Origin of the sequence: Streptomyces sp. NPDC059247 (genome assembly GCF_042754005.1) — a bacterium.
In the GTDB taxonomy this organism is placed as follows: Bacteria; Actinomycetota; Actinomycetes; order Streptomycetales; family Streptomycetaceae; genus Streptomyces.
This window is the reverse complement of the sequence record NZ_JBHYZW010000008.1, coordinates 227,478-242,614: the sequence shown is the minus strand read 5'-3', so window position 1 is coordinate 242,614 and position 15,137 is coordinate 227,478. Positions and strand designations below refer to the sequence as shown.

At 74.1% G+C, this 15,137-nt stretch carries 16 protein-coding genes; 6 read left to right on the top strand and 10 right to left on the bottom strand.

Annotation, left to right across the window (positions count from 1 at the left end; genetic code table 11):
* Window positions 1-64 precede the first annotated feature (64 nt).
* Together ACFXGN_RS17760 and ACFXGN_RS17755 are read left to right on the top strand one after the other, a co-directional pair.
* Window positions 65-1,048 (top strand): RNA polymerase sigma-70 factor, encoded by a 984-nt coding sequence (locus ACFXGN_RS17760; protein ID WP_384859654.1) that lies wholly within the window; start codon window positions 65-67, stop codon window positions 1,046-1,048.
* Window positions 1,049-1,329: 281 nt separating this feature from the next.
* Window positions 1,330-2,070 (top strand): GntR family transcriptional regulator, encoded by a 741-nt coding sequence (locus tag ACFXGN_RS17755; protein WP_384859652.1) that lies wholly within the window; start codon window positions 1,330-1,332, stop codon window positions 2,068-2,070.
* 41 nt (window positions 2,071-2,111) lie between these two features.
* On the opposite strand, the gene ACFXGN_RS17750 is transcribed toward ACFXGN_RS17755, so the two are convergent.
* The 5 genes from ACFXGN_RS17750 to ACFXGN_RS17730 form a co-directional block, all read right to left on the bottom strand.
* A complete protein-coding gene (locus ACFXGN_RS17750) occupies window positions 2,112-3,263 on the bottom strand; it encodes an ROK family protein (protein ID WP_384859649.1) in 1,152 nt (383 codons plus the stop codon).
* A 515-nt stretch (window positions 3,264-3,778) separates the two neighbouring features.
* A complete protein-coding gene (mug, locus tag ACFXGN_RS17745) occupies window positions 3,779-4,276 on the bottom strand; it encodes a G/U mismatch-specific DNA glycosylase (RefSeq protein ID WP_384859646.1) in 498 nt (165 codons plus the stop codon).
* 62 nt (window positions 4,277-4,338) lie between these two features.
* A complete protein-coding gene (gene purB / locus ACFXGN_RS17740; RefSeq protein WP_384859645.1) occupies window positions 4,339-5,781 on the bottom strand; it encodes an adenylosuccinate lyase in 1,443 nt (480 codons plus the stop codon).
* A gap of 85 nt (window positions 5,782-5,866) precedes the next feature.
* Entirely contained in the window at window positions 5,867-6,649 is a 783-nt protein-coding gene (locus ACFXGN_RS17735; RefSeq protein WP_384859642.1) for an SGNH/GDSL hydrolase family protein, read from the bottom strand.
* Between the two features lie 10 nt (window positions 6,650-6,659).
* A complete protein-coding gene (locus ACFXGN_RS17730; protein ID WP_384859825.1) occupies window positions 6,660-7,010 on the bottom strand; it encodes a hypothetical protein in 351 nt (116 codons plus the stop codon).
* On the opposite strand from ACFXGN_RS17730, the gene ACFXGN_RS17725 reads away from it, so the two are divergent.
* Window positions 6,923-7,756 (top strand): maleylpyruvate isomerase N-terminal domain-containing protein, encoded by an 834-nt coding sequence (locus ACFXGN_RS17725; RefSeq protein ID WP_384859820.1) that lies wholly within the window; start codon window positions 6,923-6,925, stop codon window positions 7,754-7,756. The two genes, ACFXGN_RS17730 and ACFXGN_RS17725, sit on opposite strands and share 88 nt — an antisense overlap.
* 84 nt (window positions 7,757-7,840) lie before the next feature.
* On the opposite strand, the gene ACFXGN_RS17720 is transcribed toward ACFXGN_RS17725, so the two are convergent.
* From ACFXGN_RS17720 to ACFXGN_RS17700, 5 genes are all read right to left on the bottom strand, one after another.
* On the bottom strand, window positions 7,841-8,860 hold the full coding sequence (locus ACFXGN_RS17720; protein WP_384859640.1) for a hemolysin family protein: 1,020 nt from the start codon (window positions 8,858-8,860) through the stop codon (window positions 7,841-7,843).
* Entirely contained in the window at window positions 8,857-10,197 is a 1,341-nt protein-coding gene (locus tag ACFXGN_RS17715) for a hemolysin family protein (RefSeq protein ID WP_384859637.1), read from the bottom strand. Before ACFXGN_RS17715 ends, ACFXGN_RS17720 begins: the two co-directional genes overlap by 4 nt.
* Window positions 10,198-11,302: 1,105 nt before the next feature.
* Window positions 11,303-11,728 carry a GNAT family N-acetyltransferase gene (locus ACFXGN_RS17710; protein ID WP_384859634.1) on the bottom strand — a complete coding sequence of 142 codons (426 nt, stop codon included), beginning with the start codon at window positions 11,726-11,728 and terminating at the stop codon, window positions 11,303-11,305.
* Between the two features lie 102 nt (window positions 11,729-11,830).
* Complete coding sequence (locus ACFXGN_RS17705; protein ID WP_384859632.1) at window positions 11,831-12,496, bottom strand: class I SAM-dependent methyltransferase; 666 nt, start codon at window positions 12,494-12,496, stop codon at window positions 11,831-11,833.
* 9 nt (window positions 12,497-12,505) lie between these two features.
* A complete protein-coding gene (locus tag ACFXGN_RS17700; RefSeq protein WP_384859629.1) occupies window positions 12,506-12,850 on the bottom strand; it encodes a VOC family protein in 345 nt (114 codons plus the stop codon).
* Between the two features lie 231 nt (window positions 12,851-13,081).
* Between ACFXGN_RS17700 and ACFXGN_RS17695 the strand changes: the two genes are divergently transcribed.
* Genes ACFXGN_RS17695 through ACFXGN_RS17685 form a run of 3 tightly spaced genes read left to right on the top strand, consistent with a single transcriptional unit; the run spans window position 13,082 to window position 15,121 of the window.
* Window positions 13,082-13,267 (top strand): hypothetical protein, encoded by a 186-nt coding sequence (locus tag ACFXGN_RS17695; RefSeq protein WP_384859626.1) that lies wholly within the window; start codon window positions 13,082-13,084, stop codon window positions 13,265-13,267.
* 41 nt (window positions 13,268-13,308) lie between these two features.
* Entirely contained in the window at window positions 13,309-14,748 is a 1,440-nt protein-coding gene (locus tag ACFXGN_RS17690) for an amino acid permease (protein ID WP_384859623.1), read from the top strand.
* A 1-nt stretch (window position 14,749) separates the two neighbouring features.
* A complete protein-coding gene (locus ACFXGN_RS17685) occupies window positions 14,750-15,121 on the top strand; it encodes a hypothetical protein (protein WP_384859621.1) in 372 nt (123 codons plus the stop codon).
* Window positions 15,122-15,137 lie beyond the last annotated feature (16 nt).

The following is a 15,137-nucleotide window of genomic DNA, read 5'->3' as shown; positions in this document are numbered from 1 at the left end:
AGCCACGAGTTCAAGAGGGCGGCCGGAACTGGACAGCGCGCCCCGGGTGGGCTGGGATGGACGGGTGCCCACCGACATCCCGACCGAAGTCTTCGAGGAGCACCGCCCGATGCTCCTCGGCGTCGCCTACCGGATGCTCGGCCGTACCGCCGACGCCGAGGACGTCGTCCAGGAGGCGTGGCTGCGCTGGACGGGCGGGGACCGGGCCGCGGTCCGCGAACCCCGCGCCTTCCTGGTGCGGATCACCACCCGGCTCGCCCTCGACCGGCTCCGGCAGGCCCAGGCGCGCCGCGAGTCCTATGTCGGCCCCTGGCTGCCCGAGCCCGTCGTCACCGGCTTCGGCCCGGCCGCGCCCGACACCGCCGAGCGGGCCCTGCTCGCCGACTCCGTCTCGCTGGCCGTCCTCGTCGTCCTCGAATCGCTCTCGCCCCTGGAGCGGGCCGTCTTCGTGCTGCGCGAGGCGTTCGGCTTCCCGTACGGCGAGATCGCCACCGCCCTCGACCGTACGGAGGCGGCCGTGCGGCAGCTCGCGGGGCGGGCCCGGCGGCACGTCGAGGAGGGCAGGCCCCGGTACGACGTCGATCCGGCCGAGCGCCGCGACCTCACGGAGCGGTTCCTCACCGCGGCGGCGGGCGGCGACCTCGGCGGGCTGCTCGCCCTGCTCGCCCCGGACGCGCGCCTCGTCGGCGACAGCGGAGGCAAGGCGAAGGCGCCGCTGCGGATCATCGAGGGCGCCGACAAGGTCGGCCGTTTCCTCGCCGCCACCTCGCGGGGCGCGGACACCCTCTACGATCTGCGTCTCGTCGAGGTCAACGGCGCTCCGGCGGTCGTCGGTCTGCTCGACGGGCGGCCCGACAGCCTGGTGCAGATCGAGGTGCGCGACGGACGCGTGCAGTGCGTCTACATCATCCGGAACCCCGACAAGCTCACCGGTCTCACCAGCCTCACCGGCGAGACCGCCCCCGAGGCACTCGCTGACCCCGAGGGGATCGCCGCCCCCGAGGGGATCACCGGTCCCGGAGGGCTCGGGGGCCCCGGGACCCCCTGAGGCCCCCTCCCGGCCCCTTCTCGTACCGCGATCGCGCCGATCGGCCGGAACTCGCCCCGTCTCCCGACCAGGAGACGGGGCTTTTTGCTGCGCGGGGCTCACGGGACCGCGAACGTCCTGTGAACGATCTAGGTCAGAGGTCCACATTTGGGCGCGGAGGGCGGAGGATTGGTCTTGACCAAGGGGTGTGCTCGCCTTATGGTCGCAGAGTTAGTGCAGGAACCTTTAATAAACAAGGGCGCGGAAACGCCGCGGGACACGGCGAAATGCGGAGGATCAGGGTGGGGACCACGCAGCTGGCATCGGTACCGGAACCGAAGTACCAGCACCTCAAGACAGTGATCGGTGAAGCACTCGACTCGGAGTTCGCCGTCGGGGAGATCCTGCCGAACGAGCGCGAGCTCGCGGCACGCTTCGGCGTCGCCCGTGCCACGCTCCGGCAGGCACTGGAGCAACTGGAGCTGGAAGGCCGTCTCCAGCGGCGCCGAGGCGTCGGAACCACCGTCGCCCCGCCGCGCGTCGGCGTCGACGTCTCCACCACGCAGCACGCCTGGCCGGGCGTCGGCGACGAGGCATGGCTGCCGCAGGACTCCGCGGCCGACGTGGCCCCGGCCGCCGTCGCGCGGGTCCTGGACAGCGGAGCCGAGGAGCGGGTGCACGTCGTCCGCCGCCTCCGCTTCAGCCAGGGCAGGCCCGTCGCCGCCGAACTGCTCTACGTGCCCGCGGACTCCGTCCCCGGTCTCAGCGCCATAGACGCGCCCCCCGGAGCCGCCCGCGCCCGTGCGGTGCTGCGCGAACTCCAGCACCTCGCCCTCGACGGCCAGGACCGCTCCGTGGAGCTGGGCTCCGCCCGCGCGGACGACGCGAAGGAACTCGACCGCCTGCCGGGCGCGCCGGTCCTCGTCGTGACGACCCGCTACCTCTCCGGAGGGCGTACGGCCGCCGTCTCCGTCGCCACCTACCGCGCCGACACCTGCCGTCTGACCTTCGGCGACTCCGTCGACCTGCTGATGGCCTCGTAGCACCCGGCCCGGTTTTCCCGGACCACGGCCCGTCGCTGAACCTAGCGGCGGGCCGTTCCGTCGACCGCGAAGAGCTGTTCCTCGACGTGGTCGAGGGCGAGGCGCAGGGCGCCCGTGCCCACCGCCGCCTCGCCGAGCATGGACAGCACCACCCGGGGCGGTCGCAGACAGAACCGTGCCAGTTCCTCCCGGAGCGGCGGCAGCACGCCGTCCAGACCGGCCGCCCAGCCGCCGACGACCACCAGCTCCGGATCTATCGCGAGGACCAGCGCCGCCACGTCGTGGACGAGACGCTGGATGAATCGTTCCACCGCCGCCTCCGCGCGCGCGTCCCCCTTGCGGGCCAGCGCGAACACCTCGGCGACCGCCTGCTCGTCCAGTGGGTGCAGCGGCTCGTCGGTGGTGGACAGCAGGTGCTCGGGCGTGACGCCCCGGCCGAGCAGGTGCAGTGCGCCGATCTCCCCGGCCGCCCCGCCGAACCCCCGGTGCAGCCGTCCGCCGATCAGCGAACCGGCCCCCGGGCTCAGCCCCGCGAGCACGAACACGATGTCGTCGGAGTCGGTCGCCGCGCCCTTCCAGTGCTCGGCGACGGCCGCCGCGTTCGCGTCGTTCTCCACGATCACCGGGCACCGGAACGAACGCCGCAGCCGCTCGCCCAGCGCGAGGCCCGTCCAGCCCGGCAGGGCGGTGCCGAGGCGGACCGTGCCGTCGGCCTCCACGATGCCGGGGCTGCCGACCCCGACGGCCCGCAGATTGGACCGGGCGACCCCGGCCCTGCGCAGGACGTCGGCCACGACCGCGCGGACCCGGTCCAGCCGCTCGTCCGCCGGGGCCGTCTCCGACACCTCGCGCGAACCGGCGCCGATGATCCGGCCGTCCAGACCGGAGAGGAGTGCCGCCACCCGGTGCGGGCCGATCTCGATGCCGAGCAGATGACCGGCCTCCGCGCGGAAGCGGAACCTCCGCGCCGGACGGCCCTGGCGCCGGGCCTCGCCCTCCTCGGGCGCCGCCTCGACGACGAGACCGCCCTCCATGAGCCCCTCGACGACGCCCTCGACCGTGGGCCGCGACAGACCGGTGATCCGGGTCAGGTCGGTGAGTGTGGGCGCGTACGCGCCCCGGAGGGCGTGGAGCACCACCGCGGAGTTGATCCGCCGAAGCAGAGAGGGATCCCCGCCGGTCAGCCGCCCCACAGTGTGTCCTCCCAGCTCGCGCACCTCTCTGGGCGGATGGTACTCAATGGGACGGGTCCGGGCGAGTGCCACCCCTCACCCCGTCGGGGACGCAAGGGACGGACCGGTGCGTTCCGGCGCTCGCCCGAGGACGCGGCGGCGCCCCCGGGCGCATCCGACCGCCGGGTCGGCGAAGCGGCGGAGGCTTCCCCGGACGTCGTCCCCGCCGAGCGGACTCCCTCCCGTCCCGGCGGGGAAGAGGAACGGACCGACGGCGTACCGCTCGTCGCGGAGCCGGGCGGAGCCCCTGACCGCCGGGTGGCTGGTGGGAGACGTCCCGGGCCTCCGCCAGGGACCGGTGGAGGGTCCGGGGCCGTCCGCCCCCGCCGACGCGGCCGGGACCGTGAGCCTTCGGTGGTCGTACCGGCGCGCCACCGACAGGGGCGCCTCACCCGTCGGGCCGCCCTCCAGGGGCCGGAACGGGCGGTGGTCGCCCCGCTCCACGCCCGCCCCCTCCACGCCCGCCCCCTCCACCGCTACGCCTCGGGCAGTCCCGCGGCCTCCCGGAGCCGGGCGTACTCCCCGGCCATCGTCTCCGCCGTCCAGTGCGCGTTGAGGCCGCTCGGATTGGGAAGCGCCCAGACCCGGGTGGTTCCGATCACGCGGGTCTGCGGCCCGATCCGGGCCTTCGGCTCGCCGAAGGCCGTGCGGTACGCGGTGACTCCGGCGACCGCGAGCCAGCGCGGCGCGAGCCGCTCGACCTTCTCCGCCAGGATCCGGCCGCCCTCCCGGAACTCCTCGGGGCTCAGCTCGTCCGCCCGGGCAGTCGCCCGCGCCGCCACGTTGGTGATCCCGAGCCCGTACGAGAGCAGTTCCTCCTGCTCGTCCGGGCGCAGCCGTCTCGGGGTGAACCCGGACAGGTGGAGCACCGGCCAGAAGCGGTTGCCGGGACGGGCGAAGTGGTGGCCCGTCGCCGCCGTCATGAGACCCGGGTTGATCCCGCAGAACAGTACGGAGAGGCCGCCCGCGGCCACGTCGGGGACGACGCGGTCGCGGGCGGCCTCCAGCTGTTCCTGGGTGAACCGGGGGGCTCCGGTCAGAGGATCGCCCCGGGGGCGTAGGCGGCGGCCTCCGGGTGGCGCTCGAGGATCTCCTCGACGCGGGCGACCACGGTCGCGACCTGCTCGGCGGCGGCGCCGGTGAAGGACAGCTTGTCGGCCATCAGCTCGTCGAGCTGCGCCCGGTCCAGCGGGATGCGCGCGTCGGCGGCCAGCTTGTCGAGCAGCTCGTTGCGCTCGGCGCCCTGCTCGCGCATGGCCAGCGCGGAGGCGACGGCGTTCTCCTTGATCGCCTCGTGGGCGACCTCGCGGCCCACTCCGGCGCGCACCGCGCCCATGAGGACCTTGGTGGTCGCCAGGAACGGCAGGTAGCGGTCCAGCTCGCGGGCGACGACGGCGGGGAACGCGCCGAACTCGTCGAGAACGGTCAGGAAGGTCTCCAGGAGGCCGTCCAGCGCGAAGAACGCGTCGGGCAGCGCGACCCGGCGGACCACGGAGCAGGACACGTCGCCCTCGTTCCACTGGTCACCGGCCAGCTCGCCGGTCATCGACGCGTAACCGCGCAGGATGACCATCAGGCCGTTGACGCGCTCGCAGGAGCGGGTGTTCATCTTGTGCGGCATCGCGGAGGAGCCGACCTGGCCGGGCTTGAAGCCCTCGGTGACCAGCTCGTGGCCCGCCATCAGCCGGATCGTCTTGGCGATCGACGACGGGGCGGCGGCCAGCTGCACCAGCGAGGTCACCACGTCGTAGTCGAGCGAGCGCGGGTAGACCTGGCCGACCGAGGTGAAGGCGTGCGCGAAGCCGAGGTGACCGGCGATCCGCTGCTCCAGGTCCGCGAGCTTGCCCGCGTCGCCGCCGAGCAGGTCCAGCATGTCCTGCGCGGTGCCGACCGGGCCCTTGATGCCGCGCAGCGGGTAGCGGCCGAGCAGCTCCTCCAGCCGGGCGTACGCCACGAGCAGCTCGTCCGCGCCGGTCGCGAAACGCTTGCCGAGGGTGGTCGCCTGCGCGGCCACGTTGTGCGAGCGGCCCGCCATGACCAGCTCCGCGTACTCGGCGGACAGCTTGCCGAGGCGGCCGAGGACGGCGACCGTACGGTCCCGGACCAGTTCCAGGGAGAGCCGGATCTGGAGCTGCTCGACGTTCTCGGTGAGGTCGCGCGAGGTCATGCCCTTGTGGACGTGCTCATGACCGGCGAGGGCGTTGAACTCCTCGATCCGGGCCTTCACGTCGTGCCGGGTGACCTTCTCGCGCTCGGCGATCGAGGCCAGGTCGACCTGGTCGAGCACCCGCTCGTAGTCGGCGAGGGCGGCGTCCGGCACCTCGATCCCGAGGTCCTTCTGCGCACGGAGCACGGCGAGCCACAGCTGACGCTCCAGCTTCACCTTCTGCTCGGGGGACCAGAGGACGGCGAGCTCCGCGGAGGCGTAGCGGCCGGCCAGAACGTTGGGGATGCGGGGCTTCGCAGTCACAGCAGTCACGTGGACGCATTCTACTGGTGATTCCTGCAGGCCAGCGCCACGGGCCGGACTGGAGCTTGCTACGAGACGCAGCTCACCCGGGCCGTCACGGGACGGCCGGGGGCTCGTACGGCAGCAGCTCGGGCAGCTTGGGCGCCCGCCCGTCGCCGGACGAGCGGCCCGTGAGCCGTCGGCCGATCCAGGGACCCAGGTGCTCCCGGGCGAACCGGGCGTCGGTGACCCGCCGGGCCGCCCAGCCCGGGGGCGCGGTCGGGGGCAGCGGGGCCCGCCAGTCCTCCTCGGGCGGGAGGCCGAGCGCCTGCCAGACCGCCTCGGCGACCCGCCGGTGTCCCTCGGCGGTCAGATGGAGCCGGTCCACGTCCCACAGCCGGGGGTCGCCGAGCGCGGGCGCCCCGTACAGATCGACGACGAGCGCCCCGTGCCGGGCGGCCAGCGCCTCGACATGGCCGAACAGCTCCTCCATCCGGGGCCGGAAACGCTTCATGACCGGGCCGTCGCGTCCCGGGCTGCGCATCAGCACGAGCTGCCCGCAGGTGGGTGTGAGGCGTTCCACTGCCTCGGTGAGGAGGTCCCGCACCCGGACCATGTCCACCTTCGGCCGCAGGGTGTCGTTGAGCCCCCCGACCAGGGTCACCACATCGGCCTCCATGCCTGCGGCCGGGCCGACTTGCTCCTCGACGATCTGCCCGATGAGCTTGCCGCGCACCGCGAGGTTCGCGTACCGGAAGCCGGGGGAGCGGCCCGCGAGACGGCCCGCGAGGACGTCCGCCCAGCCGCGGTAGGAGCCGTCGGGCCTCAGGTCCGACATACCCTCGGTGAAGCTGTCGCCGAGGGCGACGAGACTGTTGTACGTGGCATTGATCTCCATGGCGGAGCGATCATACCGCGCGGTATGCGCGGGTGCCGTGGAGGATTCCGGGAGGGGAGACCCGATGGGCGACGCGCTGACGGGCGCACTGGCCGAGGCCCTGGCCGAGCTGGTGACGGCGGTGGCGGCCTGCGACGACGAGGTCCTCGACCCCGACACCGCCGTCGCGTGGCTGGAACGGACGGGACACACCCTCGGCGCGCTCCCGCCCGCCGACCGGCGCACCCTCGACGGACTGTTCCGCGCGGTCGCCCTGCGCGAGCCGGAGGGCCCCTGGCGCGACGAGCTGCTCCAGATCTCCGAGGGCTTCGGGCTCACCGGGGACACCCACGCCGAGGCCTGCGAGGCCGTCGCCGCGCACACCCGCCGCTTCGTCGCGGCCGTCCGGGACGCCGACCCCGCCACCCCCTGCCCACCCGCCCCGGCCGGACCCTCGCGGACCTCACCCGGGACCTCGGCGCCCTCCACCACTGGGCCGGACACCTGGTGGGGACCCTCGCCGGGGCCCGTGTCCTCCCCGGCGACCTCCCGCTCGGCCTGCCCGCCGAGCCCGCCGCCCGGGCCGACTGGCTCGCCACCACCGCCGACGCCACCGTCCGCGCCCTGGGGGCGGCCGACCCGGACGCGCCCGTCTGGTCCCCCGGCGGCGACCCGCACGTGCGCTCCTACCCGCCCCGGCTGCTCCGCGAGACGCTCGTCCACCTGGCGGACGCCGGGATCGCGCTCCACGGGGAACCGGGCCCGGTCGACCCCCGTACCGCCGCCGACGCCGTCGACGACCTCCTCGCCGATCTGCCGTACGTCCCCCGGGCCGCCGAGGCCCTCGCCCGGCTCGACCGCGACGGCGCGGTGATCCGGCTCGCGGCCCGCGACACCGGCACCGTCTGGACCCTCCTCCTCGGCGGCGGCGGGTTCACCTGGACGCGGGGGACCGGCGAGGACCCCGCCGTCCCCGCCGTCCCGGCTGTCCCCTCCGTGCGCGTCGACGCGGCGGCGGGGGAGCTGCTGCTCCTCCTGCACGGCCGGTTCGCCGCCGACGACCCCCGCTTCCGGCGCACGGGCGACCCGGAGCCGCTCGACGCCTGGCTGGCCGCCACCGCGCTCTGACCCGGCTGGGGAGGCGGCCGGAACGCCGAGGGGCCCCGGGATCGCTCCCGGGGCCCCTCGGCGTCCGCTCGTCGCGCGGCCGGATCAGGGCGCCGCGGGGCGCCCCACCAGTTCGCGCAGCACGTCCTCCATCGTGACGAGCCCGGCGGGCCTGTCGTTCTCGTCGAGCACCGCCGCCAGATGCGTCCGGCTGCGGCGCATCGCCGTCAGGACGTCGTCGAGCGGGGTGACCGCCCGCACCCGGGCGATCGGGCGCAGCGCCGACACAGGGAACGGCAGGTCCCGGGGCGTCACGTCCAGGGCGTCCTTGACGTGCAGATAGCCCAGGATGCGGCGCTCGGAGTCCACCATCGGGAAACGGGAGAAGCCCGTCCGCGCCGACAGCGCCTCCAGCTCCTCCGGAGTGGTGCCCACCTGCGCGTACACCACCCGCTCCGAGGGCATCACGACGTCCCGCACCGGACGGCGGCCCAGTTCGAGGGCGTCGTGCAGCCGCTCGGTGGCCCGGTCGTCGAGCAGACCGGCGTCACCGGCGTCGGTGACCATCCGGGCCAGCTCGTCGTCCGAGAACGTCGCCGCGACCTCGTCCTTGACCTCCACCCGCAACAGCCTCAGGAGCGTGTTCGCGAAGGTGTTGATCGTGAAGATCACCGGCCGCAGGGTCCGCGCCAGGGTGACCAGCGGCGGGCCGAGGAGCAGCGCGGTGCGCGTCGGCTCGGCCAGGGCGATGTTCTTCGGCACCATCTCGCCGAGCAGCATGTGTAGATACGTGGCCACGCTCAGCGCGATCACGAAGGAGATCGGATGGACCAGGCCCTCCGGCACACCCACCGCATCGAATACGGGTTCGAGCAGATGGGCGATGGCGGGTTCGGCCACGATGCCGAGCACCAGGGTGCAGAGCGTGATGCCGAGCTGGGCCGCCGCGAGCAGCGCCGAGACGTGTTCGAGACCCCAGATGACGCTGCGCGCCCGCCGGTCCCCGGCCTCGGCCAAGGGCTCGATCTGACTGCGCCGGACCGAGATCAGGGCGAACTCGGCGCCGACGAAGAAGGCGTTGACGACCAGGGTCAGCAGGCCGATCAGCAACTGGACGAAGATCATCGGCCGGCCTCCCCGGTCTCGTCCCCTGCGCCGGGCAGCGGCTCGTGCAGCAGGACGCGGGCCGCGCGACGGCCCGAGGCGTCCACCACGTCGAGCCGCCATCCGGCCAGCTCCACGCTGTCGCCGACGACCGGGATGCGTCCCAGCTCATGGGCGAGGACCCCGGCCAGCGTCTCGTACGGGCCGTCCGGCACGCGCAGCCCGATCGCCCCGACCTGGTCGGTGCGGGCGGCGCCGTCGGCGGACCAGAGCTCGCGCCCGTCCGCGTCCTCGCCGGTCCGCGCCAGGTCCGGCGTCTCGTGCGGGTCGTGCTCGTCGCGGACCTCGCCGACGACCTCCTCGACGATGTCCTCCAGGGTGACGACCCCGGCCGTACCGCCGTACTCGTCGATGACGACGGCCATGGTCTGCTTCCCGGACAGCCGGTCCAGGAGCCGGTCGACCGTGAGGGTCTCGGGGACGAGCAGCGGCTCGCGCAGCAGCTCCCCGATCCGGCGCTGGGGCCGTTCCCCTGCGGGTATCGCCAGGACGTCCTTGATGTGCGCGATGCCGACCACCGCGTCGAGGCTGCCCCGGTAGACGGGGAAGCGGGACAGACCGGTCGCCCGGGTCGCGTTGGCGACGTCCTCGGCGGTGGCCTGCACCTCCAGGGCGGTGACCTGCACGCGGGGCGTCATCACGTTCTCCGCGGTCAGCCCGGCCAGATTGAGGGTACGGACGAACAGCTCGGCCGTGTCCGCCTCCAGGGCGCCCTCCTTGGCGGAGTGCCGGGCGAGCGCCACCAGCTCCTGCGGGGAACGGGCGGACGCCAGCTCCTCGGTCGGCTCCATGCCGAGCCGGTGCAGGATCCGGTTGGCGGTGTTGTTGAGATGGCTGATCAGCGGCTTGAACGCGGCGGTGAACACGCGCTGCGGGGTGGCGACCACCTTCGCGACCGCGAGGGGCGAGGAGATCGCCCAGTTCTTCGGGACCAGCTCGCCGACCACCATCAGGACGACGGTCGACAGGGCGGTGCCCAGGACCAGCGCCACCGAGGAGGCGACGGAGGGGGAGAGGCCGACGGCTTCGACCGGACCGCGGATCAGCTTGCTGATCGAGGGCTCGGAAAGCATACCGACCACCAGATTGGTGACCGTGATGCCGAGCTGGGCGCCGGAGAGCTGGAAGGTGAGCGACCGGACGGCCTTCAGGGCACTGGCGGCGCCGCGCTCGCCGCGCTCGACGGCCGCTTCCAGGTCGGAGCGCTCCACGGTGGTCAGCGAGAACTCGGCCGCGACGAAGGCGCCGCACGCCATGGCGAGCAGTAGCGCCAGGAGGAGCAGAAGCACTTCGGTCATCGGTTCACCTCCGTCCCATGATCAGTCAGGGGGCGGAGGACCGCGCGGTGTCGGCCGCCGGTTCCGGTGCGTTCGGGGACAGTACTACTGGGAGGCTCGCCCATGGGCGGACGCTCACACCTTTCGGTCGTGGGTGGCGGGATGAGCAACCATGGTAAAGGACCCGCAAAAGGCCGTGGTGATCAGCCCTGACGCACCCGCTCCGGGCCACGGGGCCCGGCACCGGCGGGCGTCGGCGGGCACCGGCGGGGAAGACCGGGCCTCCCGCGCCGGTGCCGGGCCCCGCCGTCAGCGCCCCGCCGCCCCGGCACGTCCGGCCGGTACGCCTCCGCCGCCGCGAGCGCCCCCGGGTCCGGGGCGGGGTCGGCACCCTCTCCGGGTCCAGGGGTGTCAGGTCGGCACCCTTCTCCGGCCCCGTGGCGTCGGGTCGACACCTCTTTCCGGCCCCGGGTGTCAGGTCGGCACTCTGTCCCGGTCCGTGGCGCCCGGGTGGTGCGCCCCCGTACTGGCAGGCGCCCCGGCCCGTGGGGTCCTGTCGGCGTGGCCTCCGGCCGACGGGTTCTCCCCGGTCGGCGGTGCTCGCGTCGGCACGGCCCCCGCCCGACAGGGGCCTCCCGGTCAGGGATGTCGGGTCGGCGTCACTGGGCCGACCTGCTCCGGCCCTGGGACGTCCGGCCGATACGGCCCCCGGTCCGGGGCGCCAGGTCGGGGATGTCGGGTCGGCGCCACCGGGCCGATCTGCTCCGGCCCTGGGACGTCCGGTCGATACAGCCCCGGCCCGGTGCGTCCGGTCGGTGCGCCCTCTCGGGCGGGCAGGCCCCTCGCCCCGGGGGGTCTTGCCGGTACGGTCAGCGGCCGACAGGACGTTCCGCTCCGGGGCGCCCGGTCGGCGCGAGCCCCGGAGCGGCACCCCCTGTCCTGTGTCCTGGCTGTCCGTTCGGCGCTCTCCCGGACCGGCGGGCGCCCTGGTCCGGGAGGTGTCCGGGCGGCACGGCCCCCGATGCCGATCAGGTGATCCCGGCCGGGGGCCGGTCGTTCCCCCCCGGCCCCCAACCCCCGGGCCCCCAACCCCCGGGCCCCCGGGCCGCCCGGGCCGGGCGGCGCGTCACCGCACCAGCGGCTTGACCCATCGGCGCCAGCGGACCTCCCGCTCGTATCCCGCCGCCGCCCACAGCCGCTGCCCGGTCTCGTTCGACTCCAGGACCATGGCGTCCGCCCGGCGCCCGCCGAGCGCGAGGAACCGTTCCTCGGACGCCTTCAGGAGCGCCGTGGAGATGCCGCGGCGGCGGTACGAGGGCAGCACGGCCAGCCGGTAGAGCGTGGCGCGCCAGCCGTCCCAGCCCGCGATGACGGACCCCACGATCCGGCCGTCGGCCACGGCCAGGAGCAGGGCCTCGGGGTCGCGCTCGACCAGCGCGGTCACCCCGCCCGCGTCGTCCGAGACGGACGTCCCCTCGGCGGACTCCCGCCAGAAGGCGAGCACGGCATCGACGTCGTCGGGGGTGGCACTGCGTATCAGAAGATCGATCATGGCCGGATCCCATCACGGAGGGCCGCGCCGGTGCCACGGTTTCCGGCCGCCGGGACGCGCGGGGGCCCGGTCGCCGGGCCGCGCTCCGGCGCCCGGCCTCGTCTACGGCCGCCGTGCCACCCCGAGGACGCAGGGGGACGAGGGCAGCCGGGGGCCCTTCTCCGGGATGTCGAAGGAGCGGTACGGCCCCGACGTGAACCCGGCGGCCCCGATGGCGTCGAGCGGGGCGCGGGCCGTGTGGCAGCCGCCGAAGAGCAGCGGCCAGACCGTCCGGTCCAGGGCCCGCTGCACCCGGGCGAGACCGGGCGTGTCCGCCAGCCCGTGTTCGAGGAAGCGCAGCTCGCCGCCGGGGCGCAGCACCCGGTGCAGCTCGGCGAGGGCCCGGGGGAGGTCCCGCACGGTGCAGAGGACGAGGGAGGCCACCGCCGCGTCGAAGGAGGCGTCGGGCAGCGGCAGGGCCTCGGCCGTGTCCGGCAGGACGGTGACGGGGACGGGCGCCCGCGCGGCGGCCTCCTCCGCGAGGCGGCGCAGCCGGGCCTCCGGCTCCACGGCCACCACCTCGGTCACGCCCGCCGGGTAGTGGGCGAAGTTGAGCCCGTTCCCGGCGCCGATCTCGACGACCCGGCCGGAGAGCCCGGAGAGGAGTTCGGCCCGGAGTTCGCCGAGCCCGCCCCTGGTGTCGGCGGTGACGCTGAGCCGGGCGTAGAAACGGGCGAACAGCGGATGGTGGACGTGCGGCGACGCCGGTGCGGGGGAGCGCGGGGACATCGGGCCTCCTCAGCCGGTCACGAAGCAGAACTCGTTGCCCTCCGGGTCCCGCATGACCTGGAAGGTGCCCTGGGGGTCGGTCACGGGCCCGCCCACGCGCACCGCGCCCGCGCGGGACGCCTCCTCGGCGGCCCGGCCGGGGTCCTCGACCGCCAGATCGAGATGGACCCGGTTCTTCACGGTCCTGCCCTCCGGCACCCGCTGGAAGGCGAGCCGGACGAAGTCCGGCGGATCCACGTACGACCAGGCGTCACCGCGGTCGACCGGTACCCCGCCGAGGAGCCCGGCCCAGAAACGGACGAGCGCGGCCGGACCGGCGCAGTCGAACACGATCTCCTGGACATGAGCGCGCATGTCCCCAGCCTAGGACCTGTCGTCAGACTCCCGCCTGTCCTTCGGGCGACGACGGGAACGTGACGACAGGCCCCAGGGCCAGGCCCGGAGCCGTGGGGGCCGTCGCCCCGGCGCCGACCGCCATCCCGGTGAAAGACGGTGCTCCGTCCCTCCGGCCGAAGCGGATCTCCGCGGTGAGCAGTGGGATGAAAGGGAGGATGCGGGCGAAACCGTGCGCGAGGAAGGTGTGTCATGGCCGATGACGGCATCGTGGAGGTGAACCCGCTGTTCACCCGCCCGGGAGAGAGGGCGGTGGCGGACAGGTTCCGGATCCCGGACGGGTCCATGCTCGACGACATCCGCCACGCCGTCCGGTTCCTCGACGGGCTCGGCGGGCCGATGCCCTCCGAGGGCCCCGTCTCCGGGTTCCACCACTGATGGCCGCCGTCACTCCGCCTCCGGCGGAACAGGGGTCCGCCGTGGCGGCCGCACCTCCGCGCGGGCGGGCGTACCTGTCGGTGTTCAACCTGGCCGTCCTCACGGTGGTGGCGGTGGCGAGCCTGCGCAGTCTGCCGACGATGTCGACCTACGGCCTCGGCAGCATCACGCTCTACCTCGTCCCGGCGCTGTTCTTCCTGGTCCCGGTGGCCCTGGTGGCGGCCGAACTGGCGACCGGATGGAACGGCGGAGTGTTCGTCTGGGTCCGGGAGGCGATGGGCGCGCGCTGGGGCTTCGTCGCGATCTGGCTCCAGTGGATCCAGAACGTCGTCTGGTTCCCCGTCCAGCTCGCCTTCATCGCCGCCAGCTTCACCTTCGTCCTCGCCGACCAGGACCTGTCCGGCTCCGGTCTCTACACCGCGGTCGTGATCGTCGTCCTGTACTGGGTGTCCACCGCGCTGACCCTGCGGGGCGGGAACCTCTTCGCCAAGGTCGGATCGTGGGGCGGTCTGATCGGCACGATCGCCCCCGGCGTCCTGCTCATCGTGCTCGGCGCCTGCTGGCTGGGCACCGGCCAGAAGAGCCAGGTGCCCCTCCACTGGGGGGACGTGGTGCCGCCGTTCACCGGCTTCGCCAGCCTGGTGCTGATCGTCAGCAACTTCCTGGCGTACGCGGGCATGGAGGTCAACGCCGTCCACGCCACCGACATGCGCGCCCCCGGCAAGGGATATCCGAAGGCGGTGTTCATCGCCGTCGCCGGAATCCTGGGGGTGTTCATCCTGCCCACCCTGGCCGTCGCGCTCGCGGTCCCCAAGGGCGAACTGGGCCTGACCACGGGCATCAACCTCGCCTTCAAGGTCTTCTTCGACCACTGGGGCGTCCCGTGGGCCACGGCGCTGGTCTCCGCCGCCATCGCCGTCGGCGCCCTCGCCTCCGTGGTCACCTGGATCGCGGGCCCGAGCAAGGGCGTGCTGGCCGCCGCCGAGACGGGACTCATGCCCCCGTGGGCGCAGAAGCGCAACAAGGCCGGTGTCCAGCAGAGCATCCTCCTGGTCCAGGGCCTGATCGTGACGGCCCTGGCGGCCCTGTTCATCGCCATCCCCAACGTCTCGACGGCCTTCTTCACCCTCGTGGACATGGCCGCGGCCCTGTACTTGATCATGTACATGTTGATGTTCGTCTCCGCGCTGAGGCTGCGGCGACTGCGCCCCGACGTCGTGCGCGCCTACCGGGTACCGGCGATCGGGCTGGTGGCGGGCATCGGCTTCGCCGCCTCGGCCGCCGCCTTCGCGCTCGGCTTCGTCCCTCCCCAGGGGCTGTCCGGAATCCCGCCGCACCTCTACCCGGTCATGATGCTCGTCGTGATCGCCGCGCTCGGGACCCCGCCGCTGCTCTTCTACCGCTTCCGCAGACCCGGCTGGAACCGGGTGCGGCCCGCGGACGCCGCCGCCCCCACCCCGACCACCTCGACGGAGGGCTGACATGCGTCGCATCGCGGCCGTCACGGCCATGCCGCTCGCCGTCCTCGTCCTGCTCACCGGATGCGCGTCGGACTCCCGGGCGAAGGAGGCCAAGGCGGCGCTGTTCACGGAGAAGGCGCGTGCGGCCGGTGTCGCCCCCGGTATGACTCCCGCCGTCGCCGCCTCGCTCTACGGCGACGACGGGGGCGCCCTCTGCGCCGCGCTCGACGGCGATCCGGCCGGCCTGCTGCTGGGCTGGGGGCGCGCCACCCTCACCGCCACGCCGGAGGAGCACGCCGACGACCTCATCGCCTACGACCGTCTCGTGGTCGATGTCTACTGCCCGGACCGGCTCGGCGACTTCGCCGAACTCGCGGGCCGCGTCAACCGCTGAGGCCCGGGGTGCCCCG

What these genes read in the sequence shown, in the direction of transcription:
- ACFXGN_RS17720 (WP_384859640.1), bottom strand. Translation starts at nt 8,860, where the DNA reads ATGATCTTCGTCCAGTTGCTGATCGGCCTGCTGACCCTGGTCGTCAAC.
- ACFXGN_RS17715 (WP_384859637.1), bottom strand. Translation starts at nt 10,197, where the DNA reads ATGACCGAAGTGCTTCTGCTCCTCCTGGCGCTACTGCTCGCCATGGCG.
- ACFXGN_RS17700 (WP_384859629.1), bottom strand. Translation starts at nt 12,850, where the DNA reads ATGCGCGCTCATGTCCAGGAGATCGTGTTCGACTGCGCCGGTCCGGCC.
- ACFXGN_RS17705 (WP_384859632.1), bottom strand. Translation starts at nt 12,496, where the DNA reads ATGTCCCCGCGCTCCCCCGCACCGGCGTCGCCGCACGTCCACCATCCG.
- ACFXGN_RS17685 (WP_384859621.1), top strand. Translation starts at nt 14,750, where the DNA reads ATGCGTCGCATCGCGGCCGTCACGGCCATGCCGCTCGCCGTCCTCGTC.
- ACFXGN_RS17710 (WP_384859634.1), bottom strand. Translation starts at nt 11,728, where the DNA reads ATGATCGATCTTCTGATACGCAGTGCCACCCCCGACGACGTCGATGCC.
- ACFXGN_RS17735 (WP_384859642.1), bottom strand. Translation starts at nt 6,649, where the DNA reads ATGGAGATCAATGCCACGTACAACAGTCTCGTCGCCCTCGGCGACAGC.
- ACFXGN_RS17695 (WP_384859626.1), top strand. Translation starts at nt 13,082, where the DNA reads ATGGCCGATGACGGCATCGTGGAGGTGAACCCGCTGTTCACCCGCCCG.